At 71.7% G+C, this 23,966-nt stretch carries 23 protein-coding genes; 14 read left to right on the top strand and 9 right to left on the bottom strand.

The features are described from left to right. The first annotated feature begins 49 nt into the window (after window positions 1-49). Entirely contained in the window at window positions 50-892 is an 843-nt protein-coding gene (locus tag CLV68_RS10775; protein WP_121391106.1) for a carbohydrate kinase family protein, read from the top strand. Here the strand turns inward: CLV68_RS10775 and CLV68_RS10770 are convergent. Beyond that, complete coding sequence (locus tag CLV68_RS10770) at window positions 879-1,214, bottom strand: DUF3099 domain-containing protein (RefSeq protein WP_121391105.1); 336 nt, start codon at window positions 1,212-1,214, stop codon at window positions 879-881. The two genes, CLV68_RS10775 and CLV68_RS10770, sit on opposite strands and share 14 nt — an antisense overlap. Window positions 1,215-1,295: 81 nt before the next feature. Between CLV68_RS10770 and CLV68_RS10765 the strand changes: the two genes are divergently transcribed. From CLV68_RS10765 to CLV68_RS10750, 4 genes are all read left to right on the top strand, one after another. After that, on the top strand, window positions 1,296-1,799 hold the full coding sequence (locus tag CLV68_RS10765; RefSeq protein WP_170224199.1) for a class I SAM-dependent methyltransferase: 504 nt from the start codon (window positions 1,296-1,298) through the stop codon (window positions 1,797-1,799). Between the two features lie 67 nt (window positions 1,800-1,866). After that, on the top strand, window positions 1,867-3,363 hold the full coding sequence (locus CLV68_RS10760) for a DUF7782 domain-containing protein (protein WP_121390213.1): 1,497 nt from the start codon (window positions 1,867-1,869) through the stop codon (window positions 3,361-3,363). Between the two features lie 37 nt (window positions 3,364-3,400). Further along, window positions 3,401-3,826, top strand: a complete 426-nt coding sequence (gene dtd / locus CLV68_RS10755; RefSeq protein WP_121390212.1) for a D-aminoacyl-tRNA deacylase — start codon at window positions 3,401-3,403, stop codon at window positions 3,824-3,826. A 270-nt stretch (window positions 3,827-4,096) separates the two neighbouring features. Continuing rightward, on the top strand, window positions 4,097-5,074 hold the full coding sequence (locus CLV68_RS10750) for a sigma-70 family RNA polymerase sigma factor (protein ID WP_121390211.1): 978 nt from the start codon (window positions 4,097-4,099) through the stop codon (window positions 5,072-5,074). 181 nt (window positions 5,075-5,255) lie between these two features. Here CLV68_RS10750 and CLV68_RS10745 read toward each other — a convergent pair whose 3' ends face one another. After that, a complete protein-coding gene (locus CLV68_RS10745; protein ID WP_147459935.1) occupies window positions 5,256-5,666 on the bottom strand; it encodes a helix-turn-helix domain-containing protein in 411 nt (136 codons plus the stop codon). A gap of 288 nt (window positions 5,667-5,954) precedes the next feature. Between CLV68_RS10745 and CLV68_RS10740 the strand changes: the two genes are divergently transcribed. Further along, window positions 5,955-7,616: a fumarate hydratase gene (locus tag CLV68_RS10740; RefSeq protein WP_170224198.1), complete on the top strand. Its 1,662-nt coding sequence runs from the start codon at window positions 5,955-5,957 to the stop codon at window positions 7,614-7,616. After that, a complete protein-coding gene (locus tag CLV68_RS10735; protein WP_121390208.1) occupies window positions 7,613-8,008 on the top strand; it encodes a VOC family protein in 396 nt (131 codons plus the stop codon). Before CLV68_RS10740 ends, CLV68_RS10735 begins: the two co-directional genes overlap by 4 nt. Before the next feature lie 57 nt (window positions 8,009-8,065). On the opposite strand, the gene CLV68_RS10730 is transcribed toward CLV68_RS10735, so the two are convergent. The 4 genes from CLV68_RS10730 to CLV68_RS10715 form a co-directional block, all read right to left on the bottom strand. After that, window positions 8,066-8,626 carry a hypothetical protein gene (locus CLV68_RS10730; protein ID WP_121390207.1) on the bottom strand — a complete coding sequence of 187 codons (561 nt, stop codon included), beginning with the start codon at window positions 8,624-8,626 and terminating at the stop codon, window positions 8,066-8,068. Between the two features lie 124 nt (window positions 8,627-8,750). Continuing rightward, complete coding sequence (locus tag CLV68_RS10725; protein WP_147459934.1) at window positions 8,751-9,206, bottom strand: hypothetical protein; 456 nt, start codon at window positions 9,204-9,206, stop codon at window positions 8,751-8,753. 96 nt (window positions 9,207-9,302) lie between these two features. Then, window positions 9,303-10,241, bottom strand: a complete 939-nt coding sequence (locus tag CLV68_RS10720) for a winged helix-turn-helix transcriptional regulator (protein WP_121390205.1) — start codon at window positions 10,239-10,241, stop codon at window positions 9,303-9,305. Window positions 10,242-10,364: 123 nt separating this feature from the next. Further along, window positions 10,365-11,867 (bottom strand): carotenoid oxygenase family protein, encoded by a 1,503-nt coding sequence (locus CLV68_RS10715; RefSeq protein WP_121390204.1) that lies wholly within the window; start codon window positions 11,865-11,867, stop codon window positions 10,365-10,367. Between the two features lie 124 nt (window positions 11,868-11,991). Here CLV68_RS10715 and CLV68_RS10710 point away from each other — a divergent pair, with 124 nt between their 5' ends. From CLV68_RS10710 to CLV68_RS10695, 4 genes are all read left to right on the top strand, one after another. Continuing rightward, the gene (locus tag CLV68_RS10710; protein ID WP_121390203.1) at window positions 11,992-13,176 is read left to right on the top strand and encodes an acetyl-CoA C-acyltransferase; all 1,185 of its coding nucleotides are present in this window, start codon (window positions 11,992-11,994) and stop codon (window positions 13,174-13,176) included. Window positions 13,177-13,288: 112 nt separating this feature from the next. Next, window positions 13,289-14,152 (top strand): DUF1996 domain-containing protein, encoded by an 864-nt coding sequence (locus CLV68_RS10705; RefSeq protein WP_121390202.1) that lies wholly within the window; start codon window positions 13,289-13,291, stop codon window positions 14,150-14,152. An 84-nt stretch (window positions 14,153-14,236) separates the two neighbouring features. Beyond that, the gene (locus CLV68_RS10700; protein WP_121390201.1) at window positions 14,237-14,785 is read left to right on the top strand and encodes a sigma-70 family RNA polymerase sigma factor; all 549 of its coding nucleotides are present in this window, start codon (window positions 14,237-14,239) and stop codon (window positions 14,783-14,785) included. Next, entirely contained in the window at window positions 14,782-15,483 is a 702-nt protein-coding gene (locus CLV68_RS10695; RefSeq protein ID WP_121390200.1) for an anti-sigma factor family protein, read from the top strand. Before CLV68_RS10700 ends, CLV68_RS10695 begins: the two co-directional genes overlap by 4 nt. Before the next feature lie 37 nt (window positions 15,484-15,520). Here CLV68_RS10695 and CLV68_RS10690 read toward each other — a convergent pair whose 3' ends face one another. From CLV68_RS10690 to CLV68_RS10680, 3 genes are all read right to left on the bottom strand, one after another. Then, window positions 15,521-18,199 carry a bifunctional acetate--CoA ligase family protein/GNAT family N-acetyltransferase gene (locus CLV68_RS10690; protein ID WP_121390199.1) on the bottom strand — a complete coding sequence of 893 codons (2,679 nt, stop codon included), beginning with the start codon at window positions 18,197-18,199 and terminating at the stop codon, window positions 15,521-15,523. A 1-nt stretch (window position 18,200) separates the two neighbouring features. Next, a complete protein-coding gene (locus tag CLV68_RS10685) occupies window positions 18,201-19,382 on the bottom strand; it encodes an acetoin utilization protein AcuC (RefSeq protein ID WP_121390198.1) in 1,182 nt (393 codons plus the stop codon). A 158-nt stretch (window positions 19,383-19,540) separates the two neighbouring features. Continuing rightward, the gene (locus tag CLV68_RS10680; protein ID WP_246009752.1) at window positions 19,541-20,395 is read right to left on the bottom strand and encodes a sulfurtransferase; all 855 of its coding nucleotides are present in this window, start codon (window positions 20,393-20,395) and stop codon (window positions 19,541-19,543) included. Window positions 20,396-20,496: 101 nt separating this feature from the next. Between CLV68_RS10680 and CLV68_RS10675 the strand changes: the two genes are divergently transcribed. The 3 genes from CLV68_RS10675 to galE all read left to right on the top strand — a co-directional run bounded on the left by CLV68_RS10675 (window position 20,497) and on the right by galE (window position 23,688). Further along, a complete protein-coding gene (locus tag CLV68_RS10675) occupies window positions 20,497-21,195 on the top strand; it encodes an iron-dependent transcriptional repressor DtxR (protein WP_092786856.1) in 699 nt (232 codons plus the stop codon). After that, complete coding sequence (locus tag CLV68_RS10670; protein ID WP_121390196.1) at window positions 21,192-22,634, top strand: galactokinase; 1,443 nt, start codon at window positions 21,192-21,194, stop codon at window positions 22,632-22,634. Before CLV68_RS10675 ends, CLV68_RS10670 begins: the two co-directional genes overlap by 4 nt. A 97-nt stretch (window positions 22,635-22,731) precedes the next feature. After that, window positions 22,732-23,688 carry a UDP-glucose 4-epimerase GalE gene (galE, locus tag CLV68_RS10665; RefSeq protein WP_121390195.1) on the top strand — a complete coding sequence of 319 codons (957 nt, stop codon included), beginning with the start codon at window positions 22,732-22,734 and terminating at the stop codon, window positions 23,686-23,688. The last annotated feature ends 278 nt before the right edge of the window (window positions 23,689-23,966 follow it).

Genomic DNA, 23,966 nt, shown 5'->3' with positions numbered 1-23,966 from the left:
CGTAAGGTCCCGTGTCCGCGCGAGTGCGTTCCCGGAGGTGTCCGTGAGTCTGGTGGTCGTGGTCGGCGACACGGCGCTGGACGTGGTGGTCCGGCACGCCACGCCCATCGCCTGGGGGGACGACACGCTCGGCGAGACCACGCTGCGCTCCGGTGGCGCCGCCGCGAACGCGGCCGCGTGGCTGGCGCACCTCGGCGAACAGGTCACCTTGGTGTCACGTGTGGGCGATGACGCGGCCGCCACCCAGGCGAGGGCAGAACTCACCGCTAGGGGCGTTCAGTGTGTGTTCACAGTAGATTCGACTGCCAGCACGGGGTGTGTAGTCGTTCTCGTTGATGCCATCGGCCAGCGCACGATGTTTCCGGATAGAGGAACAAACGCACTTCTCCGCCTGACAGATCTACCGCCACTCGATGGGGCTCGACACCTGCATTTGTCCGGCTATGTGCTCGTGGACAAAGCCACCCGCGAAGCAGGAATGGCGATCTTGGCCGCTGCCCGCGCGTCCGGCCTGACGACCTCGGTGGACCCGCAATCGGCCGCCCTCGTCGACGACACGTTCCTCGACGCGGTCCAGGGCGTCGACCTGCTGTTGCCCAACCACGACGAGTACCTCGCGCTGGGCGGTCGAAACGTGCTCGACGCGGTCTCCGCGGCCGCGGTGACGCGTGGCGAACACGGTGCGTACTGGGTCGACCGCGACGGAGTGGTCGAGGAGCCCGCGGTGCCAACGGAGTGCGTTGACACCACCGGCGCCGGTGACGCTTTCAACGCGGGAGCGCTACAGGCGTGGCTACGCGGAGCGGCACCACGTGCGGTGCTGCGCGCGGGTGCCGAGGCCGGGGCGCGGGCCGTGTCGCGCGTGGGGGCCCAGCCGCTCAGCCGTCGATGACCTGGCGGTCCGCGGCCTCGATGGCCTTGGGGTCGCGCTGGTAGCGGTTGACCTTCTCCGACTTGCGTGGTGGGCGGTCGTTGGCGATGAGCACCGCCATCCACGGCAGCGGGATCGACAGCGCGACGAAGCCCAGCGCCAGCCACCAGACCTGGTAGGTGAGGCCCGCCAACAGCAGGCACGGGATGCGCAGGCCCATCATGATCATGTATTTGCGCTTGCGCGCGGCGAACTGGTCCTCGTACGACGGCTCGGCCTCGGTGATCAGAACCGGGGTGTCGTCCCGCTCGGAGCCCTTCACGACACCACCTCCACCCGCCATCCTCTCACCTGCGCGGGCGAACTGCGCCATCCGGGTAGAACTGGACCGGAAACCCCCCGGATGCCGGTAAAAAGAGTGTTTATGACTGGATTCGCGGTCGAGGGGTTCGGCGCGTCCACCCGACACCGCATGGCCGAGGCCAACCTGGCCCGCCACCTCACCGAGCCGTGCAGGCTGCTCGACGTGGCGGGCGGGCGCGGCGAGGACGGCGTCCCGCTGGCCGCGCTGGGCCACGAGGTCACCATCCTCGACCCGGCTGGCGCGATGTTGGCCGACGCCTTAGCCCACGCGTACACGCGCGGTGTGACGGTGCGCGTGGCCCAGGCGGGCGCCGAGGACGCGCCGGACCTGTTCCGCGCGGGCGACTTCGACGTGGTGCTGTGCCACGACTTGCTGCACTACGCGGAAGACCCGGTCGCGTTGCTGCGGGCGGTGACCGCGCCGCTGCGGTGCGGTGGCCTGCTGTCGCTGTTGGGCCCGTTGCCGTCCGCGGGACAGGCCAGGGACGCCGCGACCGAACTGGGTGCGGAAATCATCGCCCGCTACCGCCTCCCCGGGCACTTCCACCTCATCACCCGCCTCTAGACAACCCGCCGCCGGGCGGGCGCGGCCCATCCGGGTCGACGACGCGGTCACGTGCGAGCATTCCGGCGTGCTCCCCCATTTCTCGGACGAGTTCTGCGCGCGCCTGGCCGAGGCGCTGCGGGTGGCCGACTACGACGCCGACGGGGTGGTGGCGGCGCTGGGCGACCAGGCGCACGCCGCGCTCGGCCGCGGCGAGCCGGAGCCCGCCCGCCGCGCGACCACCGACGGCGGGCCGCTGGCGACGCTCATCCGGCTGTTCCTCGTCGGCGACCGGGTCCCGGCCGCCCAGGCCCGCGCCGCGCTGCGGGGTGTCGACGAGGCGGACGCCGTCACCAGTGGACTGCTGCGCCTCGACGACGACACCGCGCGCGCCGGGCTCGACCTGCGCCCCTACGGCGACGACGAGGGCTCGTGGTGGGTGGTGGCCGACCTCGACGCCGACCAGTCGGGATCGCCGGTGGGCACCGACCACGTGCTCGGGATCGGGCACGCGTCGCTGAGCCTGGCCAGGGCCACCGTGCGCAGGCCGGTCGGCACGCTGCTGGACCTGGGCACCGGCTGCGGGGTGCAGGCGCTGCACGCGAGCAGGCACGCGGGCCGGGTCACCGCGACCGACCTGTCCGAGCGCTGCCTGTCGCTGGCGTCGGCGACGTTCCGGCTCAACGGCCTCGACGTGGAGACCGCGCGCGGCTCCTGGTTCGACCCGGTCGCGGGTCGGCGGTTCGACCAGGTGGTGTGCAACCCGCCGTTCGTGGTCGGCCCGCCGCGGGTGGACTACGTGTACCGCGACTCCGGCCTGGCAGGCGACGACGCGAGCGCGCTGGTCGTGCGCGGGCTCCCGGCCGTGCTGGCCCCCGGCGGGGTCGGGCAGCTGCTGGCGTCGTGGCTGCACCGGCGCGGTGAGGACTGGGCCGATCGGGTCACCGGGTGGCTGCCCGACGAGGGGATCGACGCCTGGTTCGTGCAGCGCGACGTGGCCGAGCCCGCGATGTACGTGGGCACCTGGCTGCGCGACGCGGGCATCGACCCCCGCTCGGCGGAGGGCTCGGCCAAGGCGTCGGCCTGGCTGGACTGGTTCGACGCCAACGACGTGGTCGGCGTCGGGTTCGGCTTCGTCACGCTGCGCGCCACCGACAGCGACACCGAGGTGGCCTGCGAGGACCTGCGGCACGCCTACGACGACCCGCTGGGCCCCGAGGCGGGCACCTGGCTCGACCGGGTCGCCTGGCTGCGCGCCAACAGCGACCCCGCGCGGGTACTGGCCACCGAGTTCACCGTGGCGCCGACCGTGGTGCTGGAGCGGGTGTCGGAGCCCGCCGAGGACGGCTGGCGCGAACTCGTGCGCAGGCTGCACCGCACCGACGGTCCCGGCTGGCAGCAGGAGACCGACGAGCTGGTGACGGCGCTGCTGGCGGGCTGCCGCGGCCAGGTCCCGCTCGGCGACCTGCTCGCCCTGCTGGCGGCCGCGCACGGGCTGCCGACCGACGCGGTGGTGCGCGCCGCGCTGCCGGTCGTCGCCGACCTGGTGACGCACGGGATGCTGCTGCCGAAGGAACTCGCGTGACCGGGCAACCGGACCCAGGTCCGTACCGGCGGGCGGGATGAGGGCCGTCGTCGCCAGGGTCACCAGGGCGAGGGTGACCGTCGAGGACGAGGTGGTCGGCGAGATCACCGAGCCGGGATTGCTGGTGCTGCTCGGGGTGCGCGTCGACGACACTTCGGACACCGCGCTGGCGATGGCCCGCAAACTGCACGAACTGCGGCTGCTGCGCGACGAGCAGTCCTGCGCCACCACCGGCGCACCGCTACTCGTGGTGAGTCAGTTCACACTCTACGGCGACACCCGAAAGGGGCGGCGGCCGTCGTGGATCGCGGCCGCCCGACCGGAAGCGGCCGAGCCGCTGGTGTCCGCGACCGTCGCCGAACTGCGCGCCAGGGGTGCCGTCGTCGCCACCGGCAGGTTCGGCGCGACCATGGCGGTGGAGAGCGTGAACGACGGTCCGTTCACCGTTCTGATCGACCTCTGAGCACCGGCGCGCACCACTGACCGTCGCCGTTAGACAGTCGTCCTACCCCACTCGACTGACGCGTTCGTCCACCCGAAGGGTGATGCGACACCGGATGCCGCACTGTCACCGTGCTCGGGTGACTACCCCCGGAGTTCTCAGCGAAACCTCAGGCAAAGTGGAACAACGCCCGAGCTCCCGGTGACGTCATCACAGTGGGAGGGCATGGGAACGAATCCACCCCCCGCCACGTTTGACAGGCAGAACCACCAACAGGGGGAGGGAGCCACCATGACGGTCCCGCAGCAGCGTGAGCCGGAAGAACTCACCTACGAGGTTGCCGACCTCGACGCCCAGGGGCCCGCGGCCGACCTGGTGCGCGTGTACCTCAACGGCATCGGGCGCACCGCGCTGCTGACCGCGGCCCAGGAGGTGGAGCTGGCCAAGCGCATCGAGGCGGGGGTCTTCGCGCAGCACATGCTCGACACCTCCCCGGCGCTCTCGCCCGCCCGCCGGGCCGAGCTGCGCGCCCTCATCTCCGACGGGCTCACCGCCAAGAACCACCTGCTGGAGGCGAACCTGCGCCTGGTGGTGTCGCTGGCCAAGCGCTACACCGGCCGCGGCATGCCGCTGCTCGACCTGATCCAGGAGGGGAACCTGGGTCTGATCCGCGCGGTGGAGAAGTTCGACTACACCAAGGGTTTCAAGTTCTCCACCTACGCCACCTGGTGGATCCGCCAGGCCATCACCAGGGGCATGGCCGACCAGGGCCGCACCATCCGGCTGCCGGTCCACCTGGTGGAGCAGGTGAACAAGCTGGCCAGGATCAAGCGCGACCTGCACCAGCAGCTCGGCCGCGAGGCCACCAAGGACGAGCTGGCCAAGGAGGCCGGGCTGACCACGCAGAAGGTCGCCGACCTGCTCGACCACGCCCGCGACCCGGTGAGCCTGGACATGCCGGTCGGCGCCGAGGAGGACGCCCCGCTCGGCGACTTCATCGAGGACGGCGAGGCCGTCGACGCCGAGAGCGCCGTCATCTCCGGCCTGCTGCAGGACGACATGCGCCGGGTGCTGGCCACCCTCGACGACCGCGAGCAGTCGGTCATCCGGCTGCGCTACGGCCTCGACGACGGCCAGCCGCGCACCCTCGACCAGATCGGCAAGCGCTTCGGCCTCTCCCGCGAGCGGGTCCGGCAGATCGAGCGCGAGGTCATGTCGAAGCTGCGCCAGGGCGAGCGCGCCGAGAAGCTGCGCGCGTACGCCAGCTGACGCCCCCGCGGCGGGCGGTGCGATTCACACGGATAGCCGCATTGACATGTGACCTCAGTCACGGCAGCGTTGTCTTCTACAACCCCACACGAACCACGCGGCGCGGGACTCGATACTGGAGTTCCCGCTGCCTGCGACGGGAGGTCGGGACGGCCGGGGGCCGCCCCGGCCTTCCGGCACGCTAGTCGCGGTCGGGGGTCCTGGCGTCGACCGCCTGCGGCGGGGCGCTCTTGAGGATCGCCTTCTCCAGCCTGCGCAGGATCTGCGTCAGCTCGGCCATCCGGTAGTCCAGCGCGTCCAGCCTGCCCGCGATGTCGGTCGCGGAGCGGATCGGCGGTTCGCCGAGCGGCTGCGGCTGCCTGCCGTGCGCGATATCCCGCAGGTGTTCGGGGTGCACGCCCAACGCGTTGGACAAGGCCCGCAGGACGTGGTCGGAGCGGGTCCGCCGCACCCGGTTGTACTGGAGTTCGGCGACGACGACTTTCGAGATCCCGGATTCGTCGATGAGGGTGGCCTGGTTCATTTCCCGCTCGTGCATCAGGCGCCGGATCTCGGTCGACACGGCGTCCCAGTCCCCCACAACGCCCGCCACGTGACTCCTCCGCGCTCGGCTGCCGAGTGCAAAGAATAGCGGCTGCGCAATTCGGAGAAACACGCCCGACAGTAGGATTAAAGCAGTCGTCAATCACGCCTTAAATAAGGCTGCCATTGGTGGGGTGGCAATAGCCGACAGCGCGCCGGAATGCGATCCGATGCTGTGTGCGGCAGGGATGGCCGCGCCGGGGGCGTGGCCAGTGCCACGTGCGGATCACACCGGCGGGACCGGTGCGCAGGAGTACGTTCTGCAGGATCCGGACGCGTGCAAGGGAGCCCGCTCATCGTGACCACCACCACGAACTTCGACTACACCGACGTCCTGCCGCTCGGCCCCGACCGGGCGACCGAGTACCGGCTGGTCAGCCAGGAGGGGGTGCGGCTGGTCGAGGCGGCGGGGCGGCGCTTCCTCGAGGTCGACCCCGCGGTGCTGACCCTGCTGGCCAAGGAGGCCGTCAAGGACATCCAGCACCTGCTGAGGCCGTCGCACCTGGCGCAGCTGCGGGCGATCGTGGACGACCCGGAGGCCAGCGGCAACGACCGGTTCGTGGCGATGGACCTGCTGCGCAACGCGTGCATCTCCGCCGGTGGCGTGCTGCCGATGTGCCAGGACACCGGGACGGCCATCGTGCTGGGCAAGCGCACCGAGACGGTGCTGACCGGTGGCACCGACGAGCAGGCGCTGGCGCGCGGTATCTACGAGGCGTACCAGGAGCTGAACCTGCGGTACTCGCAGATGGCGCCGGTGACGTTCTGGGACGAGAAGAACACCGGCACCAACCTGCCCGCGCAGATCGACATCCACACCAAGCCGGGCACCGACCCCGCCTACGAGTTCCTGTTCATGGCCAAGGGCGGCGGGTCGGCGAACAAGACGTTCCTGTTCCAGGAGACCAAGGCGGTGCTGAACCCCCAGCGGCTGGCCTCGTTCCTGGACGAGAAGCTGCGCGGCCTGGGCACCGCGGCGTGCCCGCCGTACCACCTGGCGGTCGTGGTGGGCGGCCTGTCGGCGGAGCAGAACCTCAAGGTCGCCAAGCTCGCCTCGGCGCGCTACCTGGACACGCTGCCGACCGGGGGTTCCCCGCTGGGGCACGCGTTCCGCGACGTCGACCTCGAGCAGCAGGTGCTCGCGATGACCCGCGAGTTCGGCATCGGCGCGCAGTTCGGCGGCAAGTACTTCTGCCACGACGTGCGGGTGATCCGGCTGCCGCGGCACGGCGCGTCCTGCCCGGTCGGCATCGCGGTGTCCTGCTCGGCCGACCGGCAGGCCAAGGCCAAGATCACCCCGGACGGGGTGTTCCTGGAGCAGATGGAGCGCGACCCGGCCAGGTTCCTGCCCGAGGTGCTCGGCGACGACCTGTCCGACGAGGTGGTGCGCATCGACCTCACCAGGCCGATGGCCGAGATCAGGGCGACGCTGTCGACGCTGCCGGTGAAGACGCGGCTGTCGCTGACCGGTCCGCTGGTGGTGGCCCGCGACATCGCGCACGCCAAGATCAAGGAGCGGCTGGACGCGGGCGAGCCGATGCCGTCCTACCTCAAGGACCACCCGGTGTACTACGCCGGACCGGCCAAGACCCCCGAGGGCTACGCGTCGGGCTCGTTCGGCCCCACCACGGCCGGGCGGATGGACTCCTACGTCGAGCAGTTCCAGGCCGCTGGCGGGTCGATGGTCATGCTGGCCAAGGGGAACCGGTCCAAGCAGGTGACCGAGGCGTGCGCCGCGCACGGCGGGTTCTACCTCGGCTCGATCGGCGGCCCGGCGGCCCGGTTGGCGCAGGACTGCATCAAGAAGGTCGACGTGCTGGAGTACGCCGAACTGGGCATGGAGGCGGTCTGGCGGATCGAGGTCGAGGACTTCCCCGCGTTCGTCGTGGTCGACGACAAGGGCAACGACTTCTTCGCGGGCACCAGCGCGCCGACGCTGCAGGTGACGTTCCGCAAGTGATCCAGTTCAACCACACCGTGGTCCTGGCGAGCGACAAGCACGCCGGGGCCGGCTTCCTGGCCGAGATGCTCGGCAGGCAGGCCCCGAGGGCGTTCGGCCCGTTCGTCGTGGTCGCCTTGGACAACGGCGTCACGCTCGACTACGCCAACCACGCCGACTACGGCCTCCCGCTCACCAGCACGCACCTGGCGTTCCTGGTGGGAGAGGCGGAGTTCGACGAGATCCTCGGCAGGATCATCGAGCGGGGCATCGACTACTGGGCCGACCCGATGCACTCGCGCCCCGGCCGGATCAACACCAACGACGGCGGGCGGGGCGTCTACTTCCTGGACCCGGACGGCCACAACCTGGAGGCCATCACGGTCCCCTACGGGGGTTGGCCCACCCGGTAGCTCGCGGGGGTCGGGGCAGGCAGGGTGCTTGCCCCGACCTCGGGGACGGGTGGGGTGCTAGTTGCCCGCGACGACGATGACGGTGCGCGTGCCGAGCGGCTGCTCCAGCGGGACCTCGACCGGGCGCGGGGTGACCACCATGGCGCACATCTTGCCGCCCTCACCGCCGCCCTGGGGCGAGGTCATGGCGCTCAGCGACACCTTGACGACGGCCTCGGTGGACTCGACGACCTGGGCGTCGACACCCGCGCACGAGTCGCTGGCGATCCCGACGAGCTGCAACGCCTTGCCGTCCTCGGAGGTCCACACGCGGCGTTCCTTGTACGACTCCGGCAGCGCCTTCGCGTCGACCTGCTTGGCGGGGACCTCGCGGTAGCCCGCGGGGACGGTCACCTTGCCGTCGGGGGCGACGGTCACCTGGGGCGCCGGGGGCTTGGTCGGCGCGGGGCCGGTCTGCGGCGGCTGCGAGTTGGGGGCGCCGCCCTCGGTGGGGGCTGCCGAACTGGGCGGGGTCGCGCCCGAGCTGGGCGCCTGGTCGGCCGTGTCGGCCGCACCGCCGCACCCCGCGAGCGCGAGGGCGGCCAGGGCCGCGACAGCCGTGGACAGAATGGTCTTCATGAACCAAGGACGGTAGCCGACGCCGTCCCGGTTGCACGAACGCACGAGCGGTGCCCCGGTCGGCGGGGCAATACCGACCGGGGCACCAGGGGGGAGATGGTCGTTTTGGGCGTTGGTACGCGGTTTACCGAACCCGCTGCTCGCTCTTGAGCACGACCTTGCGATCGGCCAACGGGGAGTCCAAGTGGACGGACAGCTTCGGGAAGCGCAGGTCCATCGTGCACTGCGCGGGCTTGGGCGGTTGCGTCTCCACGAGAGTGATCACGACCTGGGTCGCGGTCTGCTCGGTGACCTCCGCGCTCGCCTTGCCGCAGCCACCTTCCTGGGCGACAACGCCGACGTCAGTGCCACCGTCCTCGGTCCACACCATCGTCGGATAGTCCTGTGCGACACCGGTAGCGTCGATCTGCGCCGCGGGGACCTCGGTGCCCCCGGTGGGAGGTGCCACGGCGGGCTGGCGATCCGGCTCGGTCGGTGGCACGGCGCCCGGCAGGGACGTCTCAGCGGGCTGGGTCGACGACGGGGGAGCCGACGTCGGGTCCGGGCTGCCTGCGGTCTCCTGTCCCGCGCACGCGGTCATCACCGTGAGCAGAACGCCTGCGCCAATGATGGTTCCTAGGCGTTTCATGCCCCAGGGACGGATCCCGGCCGCGCCGGGGTTGCACGAGCGGGTCGATCACCGCGCGGGCACGGCCTCGATCGAGCGACCCGCCAGCGCCTCGTCGCAGGCAGAGCACACCAGGACCGCCTCGAACCGGTGACCCCCGTGGTCGAGCAGCACGGCGGGCCCCTCCGGGGCGACGAACCACCGCTGCCCCCACTCCAGCGCGGTGATCACCGCCGGGAACAGCGCCCGGCCCTTGTCGGTGAGGTGGTAGCTCGACCGGGTCGCCCGGTCGGGGTCGCCGGACGGGGCGAGGACCCCCAGCTCGCTGAACGTGCGCAGCCGGTCGGCCACGACGGTGGCGGGCACGCCGAGCCTGCGCTGGAAGTCCGGGAACCGCCGGGCACCGAGGTAGGCGGCGCCGAGCATGATCGCCGACCAGCGGTTCCCGACCACGGCCCTGGTCTCCGGGAAGAACCCGCCGCCCAGGCTGGTCGACCCGCTGGAGCGCCGCCGCGACGTCGCCGTCGGCGTCGACCTCGGCCACGAGCCGCTCGGCCCGAACTCGGCGTCCACCTCCCGCGGCTCGACCTGCACCCCGCAGGCCCGGCACACCAGGACCGGCCGGAACACCGCCCCGCAGCCGATGTGCCGCATCTCGGTCAGGTCGGGGCGCACGCCCCCGGCCCACGTGAGCTCCCACCCCCACACGCACAACAGGAACGGCCAGAGCCCGACACCGCGCGGGCTCAACCGGAACTCGCGGCGACCGGGCCGGTCACCGACCGGTACGAGCACCCCGACATCGCTCAGGTGCCGCAACCGCGACAGCAGGACAGCGTTAGAGATCGGTAACAACCGCTGCCAGTCCGCCGGGCGCGTAGTGCCGTCGCGCAACGCGTGCCGCAGGATCAACAGCGTCCACTCATCGGCAACGGTGCCGATCGCGTAAGCGATGGCGTTGTCCCCACCAGCGCCGAGAGCACTGGACCGATCCGGCGGATGGATCATGCCCCGCGCACCGTGCCTGACCCCGCGACCACAGCTCTCTCCCCCACGTCACATCCCCCGTCGCCCCGCGCGGCTGCCTCACCACGCGGCGTACCACCCGCCGCACCGGCCGACACGCCGCCGTCACCGCCCCGACAGCCCGACGGCGGCCGCCGGGTCGTCCGCGTCCCGCCACCCGGGCAACGACTCCCCCGGCGCCCACGTGGCGTGCGTACCGCTGCTCACCCGCTCCGGCAGCCGGATCCGCGCCACCGGGCCGTCCTCGACGCGAGCGGCGTCGAACACCAGGCACTCGGAGCGGTCGGCGGCCACGTCGGTCGTCATGGTGACCAGGTGACCGTCACCACTCCCGGCAGCGAAGGCCGTCTCGCTGCCGAACACCCCGGCACCGTATCGGTACCGCTGTTGGGCCCCGGTGCGCAGGTCGTGCCGGACGATCCCGTCGAACAGGAACCAGCCCGGCTCGCCGGTCGAGGCGTAGGCGTACCGGTTCGGGCGGCCCGCGCGGGTCTGGTCGACCACGCCGAACTCGGTGATGTCGTCGCTGAGCCGCTCCTCGCGGGTGCGGCCGGTGGTCAGGTCGAGCCGCCAGCGGTGCAACCGGGTCCCCATGCCGTCGAGGGAGAGCATGCGGAACAGGCGGGCGTAAGCGGGATCACCCGGCCACCGCGCGGCCTTGCCCTCGGGGTCGGACTGGAAGAAGCCCTCGACGACGATCTCGTCGCCGTCCTCGTAGGCGTTCACGAAGTGCAGCACGAAGGTCGACTCTGCCTCGAACCAGCGGATCTGATCGCCACTCCCCCGACGCGGCAACACACCTAGTCGCAACGGCAGCTCCGGGTGGAATCGGGCTACATGCGCGCCTTTGGCTAAGAGTTCTGGCTCCCAGAAGAGCGGGCAGTCGTTGAGGATCGCGTAGTTCTCCGTGAACGCCATGTCGTGCGGTAGGCGTGGGCCGGGAAGGGCGATGTCGGTGCAGTGCACCAACTTGTCGTTGGCGTCAACGACGCCGTAGTGCAGGTACGGCTCTTCCTTGCCGTAGTTGAAGAACAAGAGCTCGCCGGTGACCGGGTCGACCTTCGGGTGCGCCGACACCCCACCCGAGGGAGTCCACGGTGACTTGCCGAGGGTGTCCAGGGTGAGCGGGTCGATGCGGTAGGGCTCACCACACTGGTAGAAGGTGGCCAAGGCGACACCGGCGTGCACTACGACATCAGTGCTCGCCGCGTCCTTCATCCGCCCGCGTGCGCCCCAGCCGTCAGCTCTTAGGGCGCTGTCGGGGTTCTCCGCGATACCCGCCCACAGTGACTTCCCGGACCGCTGCTCGGCGAGGAACCCGTCGGTGCGGACGAACCGGTTGCGGTAGAAGACCTTGCCGTCGCGGAAGCCGACGACGTGGACCATGCCGTCACCGTCGAACGGGTGGTAGGTGGCCTGCGCGGGGTGCACGGGGTTCTCGGTGTTGCGCAGGTAGACGCCGTCGAGGTCCGCGGGGATCTCGCCGACGACCTCCAGGTCGGCCGCGGCGCGTTCCACGGTCTGCGGCCGCCACGGACCGCTGCGGTACGGGTGCTCGTCGTGCTCGGGCAGCGTGCTCAGCACCCGCCCGAGGACCTCCACATCCATTTCGGACCCCCTGGTTCGGCGGCGGCGACGCGGGGCGCGGACGGCCCAGCGGTTGCCAGTGCCGGGAATCCGAGACTACAACTGGGGCGGTAACCGGGCCAGGCTCCGTAAGAGGGGGTGTGCGGTGGGTGAGGCTTACCTGCTCGACTACGTCCGCACGCCCCGCGGTCGCGGGTCGGCCCGCGGTGGACTACACCACCTGTCGGCGCTGGACCTGCTGGTCCCGCTGCTAGACGCCCTGGTCGACCGGGGGCTGGACCCGGGGGTGGTGGACGACGTCGTGCTCGGCTGCGCGTCGCAGGTCGGCGAGCAGGGCGGCAACCCGGCCAGGACCGCGACGCTGCTCGCCGGGTGGGGCCACCACGTGCCCGGGGTCGTGGTCAACCGGTTCTGCGCCTCCGGCATCGACGCGGTCGCGCTGGCGGCGGCCCGGGTCCGCGCGGGCGAGGTGGACCTGGTGGTCGCAGGCGGGGTGGAGAGCACGTCCCGGGTCCCGCCGTTCACCGACCGGGCTCCACTGTGGACCGACGCGGAGGTGGTGCGGCGCACGGGGTCGGTCCACATGGGCGTCGCGGCCGACCTGAACGCCACCCTCGACGGGTTCAGCCGCGACGACCTCGACGGCTACGCGCTGGAGTCCCAGCACAAGGCCGCGGCGGCGTGGCGGGCCGACGCGTTCGCCCGCAGCCTGGTCCCGGTCGGCGGTCTGGAGCACGACGAGTTGGTGCGCGCCGACAGCAGCCGCGACGTGCTCGCCACCCTGCCGCCCGCGTTCGCCGGTCTCGGCGCCGACGGCCACGACGCGCTGGCGCTGGCGGGCCGCGGCCGCCCGGCGCGCATCGAGCACCGGCACACCGCCGCCACCTCTCCCCGGCTCGCCGACGGCGCCGCGCTGGTGGTCGTCGGCGACATCGGCACCGCGCGGCGGCTCGGGCTGACCCCCAGGGCCAGGATCGCCGCCAGCGCGGTGGTGGCCGACGACCCGGTGACCATGCTGACCGGCGGCCAGACCGCCATGGACCTGGCGCTGCGGCGGGCCGCGGTGGCGGTCGACGAGGTCGACGTGGTCGAGTTCGCCGAGTCCTTCGCCGCGCTGTGCCTGCGGGTGCGCCGCGACTTCGACGCCGGGCCGGAGCGGCTCAACCCCTCCGGCGGCACCATCGCCATGGGGCACGCGATCGGCGCGACCGGGGCGATCATGGTGGGCGGCTGCCTGGAGGAACTGGAACGGCGGGCGGGCCGGTTCGGGGTGGCCGGGGTGAGCGCGGCGGCCGGTCTGGGCGTCGGACTGGTGCTCGAACGCGGCTGAGCGGCGCCAGGCGACCGTACTGGGGCATTCGGCGCAGCCCATTCACTCCGCCGCCACCCGGTGGTGCGGTCGTGTTCACTGGCCGGTTGTGGCCCCGCCTCAAAGTGATCATGTGATTCGCCTCAGCGCGCTGGCCCTGGTCGGTGTGCTCGCCGCGGGGTGCGCCGCCGCCCCCACCGACCCCGTCGACATCCGGTCGGTCCCCCCGATCACCGCCCCCTCGGCCACCCCGTCGGCCTCGACCGGGAGCTACGCGGTGGACTGCGGCCGCAACGAGGACGGCCACCGGAACTCCGACAACCTCGTCGCCTCCCCCGGGGTACGCGACGGCGCTCACCACCTGCATGACTACGTCGGCAACGTCGCTACCGACGCGTTCAGCACCGATGAGGTCCTTACCTCCGCCAAGACCACCTGCCGTGACGGGGATCTTTCGTCTTACTACTGGCCGGTGCTACGGCGGGGCGGACACCACGGCGAGGTACGCACACCGGACTCCGTCAGCATCACCTTCGTCGGTAGCCCTGTCAGCGAAGTTGTGGCCATGCCGCGGTTCCTCAAGACGGTCACCGGCGACGCCAAGGCAGGGCCGTCCGCGCGCGGTACGTGGAGCTGTGCGGGGTTCACGGACCGGATCAGCCTGTCCTACCCGAGTTGCCCGTCCGGTAGCCGCACCTTGCGCGTATACGAGTTCCCCAGTTGCTGGGACGGCAAGGGCCTCGACAGCCCGGACCACAAGGCGCACCTGCGGTTCCCCGGCGCGGACGGGTGGTGCCCCCGGTCGAGCTTCCCGGTGCCCAAGCTGCGCGTCGAGGTGGGCTACGACCTGCCCGACGGCGCCGACTTCGGCATCGACAGCTTCCCGGAGGTCGCCGACCGCGCGCCCGCCTCCGACCACGCGCACTTCATCAACGTGCGGACCGACGCGGCCATGGCCGAGCTCGTGACCTGCGTGAACACCGGCAAGCAGTGCTAGTCGGGAAATAGATCGAACCGCCGCGCCCCGCGCGCCGTGTCAGTCGGGAAAGCGCAACCGGACGCCGTTGGACAGGGAGTCGGCATGGCGAGGCTGTTCGCCCGGACACGGGCGACATCGAGGGACGAGGCGCTGGTCCGCTCGCTCTACGAGGAACACGGCAAGGCCCTGCTGGCCTACGCCGTGCGGCTCACCGGCGATCGGGCAGCGGCCGAGGACGTCGTCCAGGAGACACTGGTGCGGGCCTGGCGGCACGCCGACAACCTGATGAGCAAGGAGGGGTCGGTGCGCGCCTGGTTGTTCACCGTCGCCAAGAACCTCATCGTGGACAAGGTCAGGGCCAAGGCGGCCCGGCCCGCCGAGGTCGCGGAGTCGCCGACGGCGGTACCGGTGGCCGTGGACCACTCGCAGCGCGTAGTGGACTCGATGAGCGTCCTCGCCGCCATCGAGGGCCTCTCCGAGGAGCACCGCACGGTGCTCATGGAGATCTACTTCCGGGACCGCAGCGTGGCCGAAACCGCGCAGGAGCTCGGCATCGCCCCCGGTACGGTGAAGTCGAGGTCGCACTACGCCCTGCGTGCGCTGCGCGCGACCATGTCCGGTCGAGCCGCGCTGGAGGGGACGCCCGCATGAGCACCCACGAGACCCCCCTGCTCGGCGCGTACGCGCTGGGTGTGTTGGACGACGACGAACGCGCCGCGGTGCAGCGGCACCTCGCGGACTGCGCCGAGTGCCGCGTCGAACTGGAAGCGCTGGAGGAGGTGCGAGACATGGCGGGTGAGCTGCCCGAGGAGGCGTTGCTGGACGGACCGCCGGACGACGGCGACCTGCTGCTGGCCCGCACCCTGCGCCAGGTCCGCAGCGAGGCGAACGCCTCCCGCAACCGGTCGATCGCCATCGCGGGCGTCGCGGCGGCCGTGGTCATCGCCGCGGTGCTCGGGACCGGAGTGGTCATCGGCCGCTCCACGAGCACGCCGGTGGCACAGCCAACGGTCACCGTTGGCCCTACCGAGGCGCAGAACGTCAAGACGCGGTTCCTGTCCGGGAGTGACCCGAACACAGGGGCCCGCCTGACGGCGAAGGTCGTACCCGCTGCCGGGTGGGTTCGGCTCAACGTCTCGGTAACCGGTATCCCGGCCGGTGAACGCTGCCGGGTCGTCGTGGTCGGTAAGGACGGCACACGCGAAGAGGCCGGTAGCTGGCTGGTGTCGCCCGATGGCGCGCAGAAGGGCACGAACCTCGACGGGGCGGCGTTGATCGCGCCGGACGACGTCGGGTCGGTGGAGATCATCACCACCGAGGGCAAGAGGTACGTGTCCGTCTCGGCATGACGTCCCGCGTGCCCCCTGGCAACCAGGGGGCACGCGGTCAGCCGCTGGAGCGGAGCCTGCGCGGTCCGCTGTCGTGCTTGGACGGCGGCGGCCCGACGGTGACACGGCCGCCGGTCACGTAGGCGCCCGCGGCGGAGGCGAGGATCGGCTCGACCATCAGGGCGCGGATCTCCGGGATGTCCTCCGCCAAGGCCGAGACCCGCAGCACCAGGCGTTGCAGCGCCGCGAGGTCGGCCGGTTCACCGCCCGCGTAGCCCGCGAGGAGCGGGGCGGCGCGAGGGGACCGGATCAGGCCAGCGGCGTCGGTGTCGGTCAGCGGGACGGCGCGGTAGGCGCGGTCACCGAGCAGGTTGCTGACCACACCCGCGAGGCCGAAGGACACCACGGTGCCGAACGACGGGTCGTCCTGGAGGCCGATGCTGCACGAGTTGCCCTTCGGGGCCATCCGCTGGACGTAGACCTCGGGAACGCCCGCGACGACGGTGAGTTCGGCGTAGGCGTTGCGGATGGCGTCTTCCGCGGTCAGGTCCAAGCGCACGCCCACGAGGTCGCTGCGGTGGCGGAACTGCCTGCTCGCGGTCTTCATCACCACCGGCAGACCGAGTTCGGCACCCGCGGCGACGGCGGCGTCGGGATCCGACACGACGTGGAACGGCATGACCTCGATGCCGTAGGCGCCGAGAAGCGCAATCACCTCGTCGTCGGTTAGCTCCACCTCGGCGGGTTCTCTAGACAGCGCGGCTTCGACGATGGACTTGGCCGCCGCGGGATCGATATCCGCCGGGCGAACGAAGATCCCCGGAGGCGACGATCTCCAGCGGGCATAAGTGGTGGCTCTTGCCAGCGCGAGCGCGGCGCGTTCAGGGCTGGGGTAGGACGGGATCGAGCCGTGCGTCGGAGCGCCATCTGGGCCTAGGACGGCCAGCTCCGCCGGGATCCCTTCAGCGGCCAGGAAGGTTGAGACGATCGGCTTCGTACCGGCTTCAGGTAGTCCTTCCGCGGCCTCTCTTAGGGCTCGCGCATAGGTGGTGCCAGGGATCGCCAACGGTGGCACGAACACGACGATGAGCGCGTCGACGTCTTCCCGGCGGAGAGCGTCAGCGACTGCGGCCGCGAACGTATCCGGCCCAGCTTGCGCGCCAACGTCCACCGGATCACCGGCGAGAACCAATCCTTGTCCTAGAGCCGCATCGGCAGCCAAGACTCCGATAGCCGAAGAGTTGCCGACTACCGCAACACGTTCTCCTGGGGGCAACGGTTGGTGGGCGAGCAGCAGGGCAGTATCGAAGAGTTGGGCGATGGACTCGACGCGGATGACACCGGCCTGTTCGAACAGTGCCTGCACGCTGGCGTCGTCAACGGCCACCCCTGTCTTGGCCAACGCCGGTAGAACCGTGTTGCGACCCGACTTGACGACGACAACCGGCTTGCTCCGCCCCAGTCTCCGTGCGAGGCGGGCGAACTTGCGCGGATTGCCGAAGGACTCCAGGTAGAGCAAGACGACATCGGTAGCCGGATCAGTTTCCCAGTACTGCAAGAGATCGTTGCCCGAGACATCCGCACGGTTACCGGCGGAGACGAAAGTGGACAGACCCAAACCTCGTGCGGCGGCGTCAGCGAGGATGGCCGTGCCTAGAGCTCCCGACTGGCAGAAGAAGCCCGTGCGGCCTGGCCCTGGCAAGGTCGGCGCAAGAGTGGCGTTGAGGCGCACGGCGGGGTCCAGGTTCACCACGCCGAGCGCGTTAGGACCAACGACCCGCATGCCGTGCGCCCTGGCCTCGTCGACCAACCTGCGTTCGGCACCACGGCCGCCCGGCCCGGTCTCCCCGAAGCCGGAACTGACGACCACCAGCGTCTTGACGCCCTTGGCCAGGCAGGCGTCCATCACCTCGTCGACCCCGGCGGCGGGCACGGCGACCACCGCGAGGTCGACCGGGTCGGGGATGTCCAGCACGGTCGGGTAGGCGCGGACGCCCCGCACCGACTTGTGCTCCGGGTTGACCGGGAACACCGGCCCGGTGAAGTCGGCGGCCAGCAGGTTCCCCAGCACGGCGTTGCCGATCTTCGCGCGGTCGGTCGACGCCCCGATCACCGCCACCGACCTCGGGTGCAGCAGGTTGTGCACGCTGCGCGCCTCGGCGGCCTGCTCACGCGACCACGCCACCGCCACCGACGCCTCGGTGAGGTCGACGGCGAACTCCAGGTGCAGCACGCCCTCGTCGAAGGCCCGGCTGACCTGGTAACCCGCGTCCCGGAACACCCGGACCATCTGGGCGTTCTCGGCGAGCACCTCGGCCTCGAACCGGCCGACCCCGCGCTCCCTGGCCGCCGCGGCGAGGTGCTCGAGCAGGATCGACCCCAGGCCGCGGCCCTGGTGACCGTCCTGCACCACGAACGCGACCTCCGCGGAGTCACCACCGGGCAACCGCTCATACCGGCCGACGGCCACGATGTCGCCACCGAGGAGGGCGACGAAGGCGACGCGATCGTGGTGGTCGACGGTGCTGAACCGCGCGAGGTCCTTGTCCGGGATCATCGGGTACGGCCCGAAGTACCGGAAGTACCTGGTGCGTTCGGACAACCTGCCGTGGAAGGCCCGGAGGGCCTCGGCGTCCGAGGGCACTATCGGGCGCAAGTGGACGGTACCGCCATCAGAGAGCACCACATCGGCCTCCCACTGCGGCGGGTAGGCGAAGGGGTCGCGCTCGTCGGCCATGTCAGTCCCTGGGGTCGTCAGGGTCCAGGCCGTGCAACGGGAAGACAGCCCGACGCACGTCCCGGATCACGGTGTCCACTGGCTGCTCCCGCCCACCACCCCAACGCTGGAAGGCAACGTCAACGCCGTCTCCCATCACCGACGGCAGCACCACATCAGGCGAGAGCTTGCGCACCGTGGTGGCCCAGTCGACCGGGACGGAGGTCTCGACGGGGATGTCCCTGTCGAGCACGGTGGCCAGCAGGTGCGTCCACGAGCGTGGCACTACCCGCAGCAGTTCATAACCGCCGCCGCCCATGACTAGCCACTTGCCGTCGGTGTACTGCTCCGCGAGATCCCGCAGCGTCCGGTAGATCTCACGATGCCCGTCGACAGTCAGCGCTAGATCCGCCAACGGATCCTCTACGTGTGTGTCCACTCCGCACTGGGTCACCAACACCTGCGGTCGGAACGCCCCCAGCAGCGAGGGCACGGTCGCGTGGAACGCCCGCAGCCACTCGGCGTCCTTGGTCCCCGGCGACAGCGGCACGTTGACCGAGGTCCCCTGCGCACCCGGCCCGCCGAGTTCGGTGACCGACCCGGTCCCGGGCCACAGCGTCGCCGGGTGCTGGTGCAGCGAGACGGTCAGCACGCGCGGGTCGTCGGAGAAGACGGTCTGCACCCCGTCGCCGTGGTGCACGTCGACGTCGAGGTAGGCGATCCGGTCGAACCCGTTGTCCAGCAGCCAGGAGATCGCCACCGCGCAGTCGTTGTAGACGCAGAACCCGGCGGCGCGGTCCGGCATCGCGTGGTGCAGCCCGCCCGCCAGGTTGACCGCCCGGTCGGCCCGCCCCTCGGCGATGCACCGAGCCGCCGCCAGCGATCCGCCGACCACCAGCGCGGACGCGGCGTGCATCTGGTCGAACACCGGGTTGTCGGAGGTCCCCAGCCCGTGGCCGACGTCCCAGGAGGCCATCGGCGCCTCCCGCACCGCTGCCACGTAGTCCGGCCGGTGCACCCGCCCGATCTCCGCGTCGCCCGCGGGCTCCGGTGCCACCGGCTCGACCCCGTCGAGCACCCCCAGCGCCCGGCTCAGCCGCATGGTCAACTCGAGGCGGACGGGGTTGAACGGGTGATCGCCGCCGAGGTCGTACCCCAACAACGCGGGGTCCCACACCACGGCCGCACCAACCCGATCACCCATGCCAGCACCCTAGTGTCCCCGGCGGGCTGCCGCCGTGACCCGGCGGTGATCCCGTGGCGACCCGTACTCCTCGGCGGGGCCAAGTCTTCAACCGGCGGCCACCACATCGTGACCATGCCGGATCCGCGGTGGACCGCCTCGGGCGACCGGGGATCCGGTCAGTTGTCCCCGGTGGCGATGGGGCGCCGCGGGTCGCGACTCCAGTGGGACCAGGACCCCGCGTAGAGGGCGGCCGGGGCGCTCGGCGCGGTGACGCGGGCGACCTCCAGCGCGAGGACCACCGACGCGGCGGTCACCCCGGAACCGCAGTAGGCGCCCACGGACCGGCCGAGCACGCCCAACTCCGCGAAGCGGGCCGCCAGCAGTTCAGGAGCGAGCCAGCGGCCGTCCTGGCCGGTGTGGCCTGCGAACGGCGCGTTGACGGCACCCGGCACGTGCCCTGCCCGTGGGTCGATCGGCTCGACCTCGCCGCGGTAGCGCTCGGGCGCGCGGGCGTCGAGCAGGACACCGTCGACCGCCAGTGCCGCGGCCTCGTCGGCGTCGAGCACGGGCATCGCGCCGGGGCGCACCTCGACGTCACCCGGTTCAGGTGATGGCTCCACCGTGCTGATCTCGCCGCCGCCTGCCACCCAGGCCGCGTAACCGCCGTCGAGGACGGCCACCTCGGTGTGGCCGGACCACCGCAGCAGCCACCAGGCCCGCGCGGCGACCGACCCGTTGTCGGCGTCGTAGACGACAACGGGGTGGCCCGCGCGCACGCCCGCCGCCCGCAGCGCGGCCTGCAAGTCGTGCGGTCGCGGCAACGGGTGTCGACCGCCGTCTCCCGGCGGGGCGGCCAGATCCCGGTCCAGGTCCAGGAAAACGGCACCGGGCAGGTGTCCGGCGGTGTAGTCGTCGCGGGCGGGTGGGCCGCCGAGGCGCCAGCGGACATCCAGCAACACGGGCCGGGGTCCACTGTCGAGAAGCGACACCAGTTCGGCGGTCGACACGAGTGCCGAGGAGAAGACGCTCACCCCCACATCCTGCCGGCCCGGGCCCTTGGTCACTGCCTGCTACTACCCCGCTGCTCTGTCGGAGCGAGCGACTAACATGGAGGCGACGAAGGGGAACCGGCGTGAACGATCTCATCGACACCACCGAGATGTACCTCCGCACCATCTACGAGCTCGAGGAGGAGGGCGTCGTCCCCCTGCGTGCCCGCATCGCCGAACGACTGGGCCAGAGCGGCCCGACGGTGAGCCAGACGGTGGGCCGCATGGAGCGCGACGGCCTCGTCGTCGTCGCGGGCGACCGGCACCTCGAGCTCACCGACCACGGCCGCTCGCTGGCCGTCGCGGTGATGCGCAAGCACCGCCTCGCCGAGCGCCTGCTGGTCGACGTGATCGGCCTGGAGTGGGAGCACGTGCACAGCGAGGCGTGCCGCTGGGAGCACGTGATGAGCGAGGCCGTGGAGCGCAAGCTGGTGAAGCTGCTCGGCCACCCGACCACCTCGCCCTACGGCAACCCGATCCCCGGCCTGGACAAGCTCGGCGAGGGCGACGAGCCGGCCCCGCCGATCGAGGCGGGCCTGGTGCGCGTCGACGAGGTCTCCCGCCGCGGCGGCGGCCGGGTCGAGGTGCGCCGGATCGCCGAGCACATCCAGATGGACCCCGACCTGATGACCGAGCTGAAGTCGGTCGGGGCGCTGCCGGGCAACGTGATCGAGGTCGGCCCGGCCAACCAGGACGGCAGCGGTATCCCGATCACCGGCGCGGGCACCACGGCCGAGCTGAGCCCGACGATGCTGCACGCGGTGCTGGCCCGACTGCTGTGACCCCGGCCGACCGGGCCGCCGAGCGGTTCCGCGAGGTGCACGGACATGCCCCGGTCGGGGTGTGGTCGGCCCCCGGTCGGGTGAACCTCATCGGCGAGCACACCGACTACAACGACGGCCTCGTGCTGCCCTTCGCCCTGCCCCACCGCGTCGCGGTGGCCGCGTCCCCCCGCACCGACGGCCACATAGCCGCCATCACCGTCGGCGACGACGGCATACCCCAGCGTGCCGACCCAGTCCCGGTGGCCGCCCTCACCCCCGGCCGGGTCACCGGCTGGTCCGCCTACGTCTACGGCGTCGCCTGGTCCCTCCGAGACGCAGGCTACCCGGTATCCGCCAACCTCCTCATCACCGGCGACATCCCCGCAGGCGCGGGCCTCTCCTCCTCCCACGCCCTCCAGTGCGCCGTGGCCCTGGCCCTCCTGGGCCTGTCCGACATCACCCCCACCCCGGACACCATCCCGACCTCCAGCCCGACTCCAGTCCCGGCCACCGCCCTCCCACCAGACGGCACCCCAGTCGCAAGCACCACCCCCGCCTCAGCCACCCCACCATCCCCGCCCGCTATCGCACCCCCATCCACCCCCGGCGGCACGACCCCCGGCGGCACGACCCCCGGCGGCACGACCCCCGGCGGCACGACCCCCGGCGGCACGACCCCCGGCGGCACGACCCCCGGCGCCGCCTTGGCGGCGGCCGCCGGGTACGTGGGCGCCATCGGGCCGTCCGCGGGCGGAGGCGAGGGCGGAGGTGGGCGGCCCTCGTTGGAGCAGGTCGCCCGGTGGGTGCAGCGGTCGGAGAACGACTTCGTGGGGGCGCCGACGGGGTTGCTCGACCAGACGGCGTCGCTGCGGTGTGTGGCGGGGCACGCGCTGTTCCTGGACGTGCGGTCGGGGGCGGCCGAGCACATCCCGTTCGACGCGCCGGTGCTGGTGATCGACACCAGGGTGCGGCACTCGTTGGCCGACTCGGCCTACGGCGACCGCCGCCGGGGCTGCGAGCGGGCCGCCGCGCTGCTGGGTGTCGGGTCGTTGCGCGAGGTCGACACCGACGTGGACCTGAGCGGGCTGCCCGAGGACCTGCGCCCGCTGGTGCGGCACGTCGTCACCGAGAACGACCGGGTCCTCGCGACCGTGGCGGCCTTGCGGGCGGGCACCGACATCGGCCCGCTGCTGTCCGCGTCGCACGCGAGCCTGCGCGACGACTACCGGGTCTCGTGCCGGGAGTTGGACATCGCGGTGGAGGCGGCGGTGGGCGCCGGGGCGCTCGGTGCCAGGATGACCGGCGGCGGCTTCGGCGGGTCCGCGATCGCGGTGGTGCCCCCGGCCGTGGACGACGCCGTGCGGGACGCGGTGCGCGCCGCGTTCGCCGACCGGTCGCTGACCGCGCCGAGGCTGTTCGCCGCGGCGCCGTCGCCGGGCGCGGGCCGCGACCACTGAGCCGACCGACAAGACGAACAGCCAGACCACGACCAGTGCGGCACCCAGCGGGACCACCGCCGGGACGACCGCACGGACAAGCAGGAGGAGGACGACGGTGAAGCTGCTCGTGACGGGCGGGGCCGGGTATGTCGGCAGTGTGTGCGCGGCGCGGTTGGTGGAGACCGGCCACGAGGTCGTGGTGGTCGACGACCTGTCGACCGGCCACGCCGACGCGGTGCCCGATGGCGCCACCTTCGTGCAGGCCGACATCGCCGACGTGGCGGCCGACCTGCTCACCGGCGGCTTCGACGGCGTGCTGCACTTCGCGGCCAAGTCACTGGTCGGCGAGTCCATGGTGGACCCGGCGAAGTACTGGGCAGGCAACGTCCTCACCTCCCTGCGGTTGCTCGACGCGATGCGCGACAACGGCGTGCCCCGCCTGGTCTTCTCCTCCACGGCGGCCACCTACGGCGAGCCGGAGCAGGTCCCGATCCTGGAGACCGCCCCGACCCGCCCCACCAACACCTACGGCGCGACCAAGCTCGCGATCGACCACGCCATCACCTCCTATGCCAAGGCCCACGGCATCGCCGCGGTCAGCCTGCGGTACTTCAACGTCGCGGGCGCCTACGGCCGCTTCGGTGAGCGGCACACGACCGAGACCCACCTGATCCCGATCGTGCTGCAGGTTGCCCTGGGTACCCGCCCCGCCATCTCCATCTACGGCGACGACTACCCCACCGCGGACGGCACCTGCGTCCGCGACTACATCCACGTGCTCGACCTCGCCGAGGCCCACCTGCTCGCGCTGGCGAACACCAGGGCGGGCGAGCACCAGGTCTACAACCTCGGCACCGGGACCGGCTTCTCCAACCGCGAGGTCGTGCAGACCTGCCGCGACGTCACCGGACACCCGATCCCGGCCGACTTCGCCCCCCGCCGCGCGGGCGACCCCGCCGTCCTCGTCGCCAGTGCCACCGCTGCCGCCGAGAACCTCGGCTGGAAGCCGGAACGCACCGACCTGCACACCATCATCACCGACGCCTGGGCCTTCACCCGCGACCGCGCCTGACCACATCTCACCTCGACCGTCCACAACAGACCCGGTGCCGAGCGGTCAACACCGTGGTCGGCACTGCACGCTCGCTGGCAGTCAGCACGGACCGACCGCTAACGAGCGTGGACGATCAAGGCAGCGCACCGTCCGGTACGACCAAGATCATGGCCCGGTCGACGGCACGGACGTCGCGTTGGCCGACCTCGAGCACGGGGATCAGGCACGACCAACCCGGACCGCGGCCCACGCCGTTGGTGGTGGGCCCTGGCGCAGGTGGTTCGGCGGCGGCACAC

It is taken from the genome of Actinokineospora cianjurensis (genome assembly GCF_003663795.1).
GTDB lineage: Bacteria > Actinomycetota > Actinomycetes > Mycobacteriales > Pseudonocardiaceae > Actinokineospora > Actinokineospora terrae.
The sequence above is the reverse complement of the archived record's forward strand: the minus strand, read 5'-3'. Positions and strand labels throughout refer to the sequence as shown.

Excerpts from the sequence above, each read along its gene's own strand:
- CLV68_RS10690 (WP_121390199.1), bottom strand. The coding sequence starts at position 18,199 with ATGGCCGACGAGCGCGACCCCTTCGCCTACCCGCCGCAGTGGGAGGCC.
- CLV68_RS10725 (WP_147459934.1), bottom strand. The coding sequence starts at position 9,206 with ATGACCGCGTGCGCGGGACAGGAGACCGCAGGCAGCCCGGACCCGACG.
- CLV68_RS10765 (WP_170224199.1), top strand. The coding sequence starts at position 1,296 with ATGACTGGATTCGCGGTCGAGGGGTTCGGCGCGTCCACCCGACACCGC.
- dtd (WP_121390212.1), top strand. The coding sequence starts at position 3,401 with ATGAGGGCCGTCGTCGCCAGGGTCACCAGGGCGAGGGTGACCGTCGAG.
- CLV68_RS10700 (WP_121390201.1), top strand. The coding sequence starts at position 14,237 with ATGGCGAGGCTGTTCGCCCGGACACGGGCGACATCGAGGGACGAGGCG.
- CLV68_RS10695 (WP_121390200.1), top strand. The coding sequence starts at position 14,782 with ATGAGCACCCACGAGACCCCCCTGCTCGGCGCGTACGCGCTGGGTGTG.
- CLV68_RS10730 (WP_121390207.1), bottom strand. The coding sequence starts at position 8,626 with ATGAAGACCATTCTGTCCACGGCTGTCGCGGCCCTGGCCGCCCTCGCG.
- CLV68_RS10715 (WP_121390204.1), bottom strand. The coding sequence starts at position 11,867 with ATGGATGTGGAGGTCCTCGGGCGGGTGCTGAGCACGCTGCCCGAGCAC.
- CLV68_RS10720 (WP_121390205.1), bottom strand. The coding sequence starts at position 10,241 with ATGATCCATCCGCCGGATCGGTCCAGTGCTCTCGGCGCTGGTGGGGAC.
- CLV68_RS10685 (WP_121390198.1), bottom strand. The coding sequence starts at position 19,382 with ATGGGTGATCGGGTTGGTGCGGCCGTGGTGTGGGACCCCGCGTTGTTG.
- CLV68_RS10750 (WP_121390211.1), top strand. The coding sequence starts at position 4,097 with ATGACGGTCCCGCAGCAGCGTGAGCCGGAAGAACTCACCTACGAGGTT.
- CLV68_RS10770 (WP_121391105.1), bottom strand. The coding sequence starts at position 1,214 with ATGGCGGGTGGAGGTGGTGTCGTGAAGGGCTCCGAGCGGGACGACACC.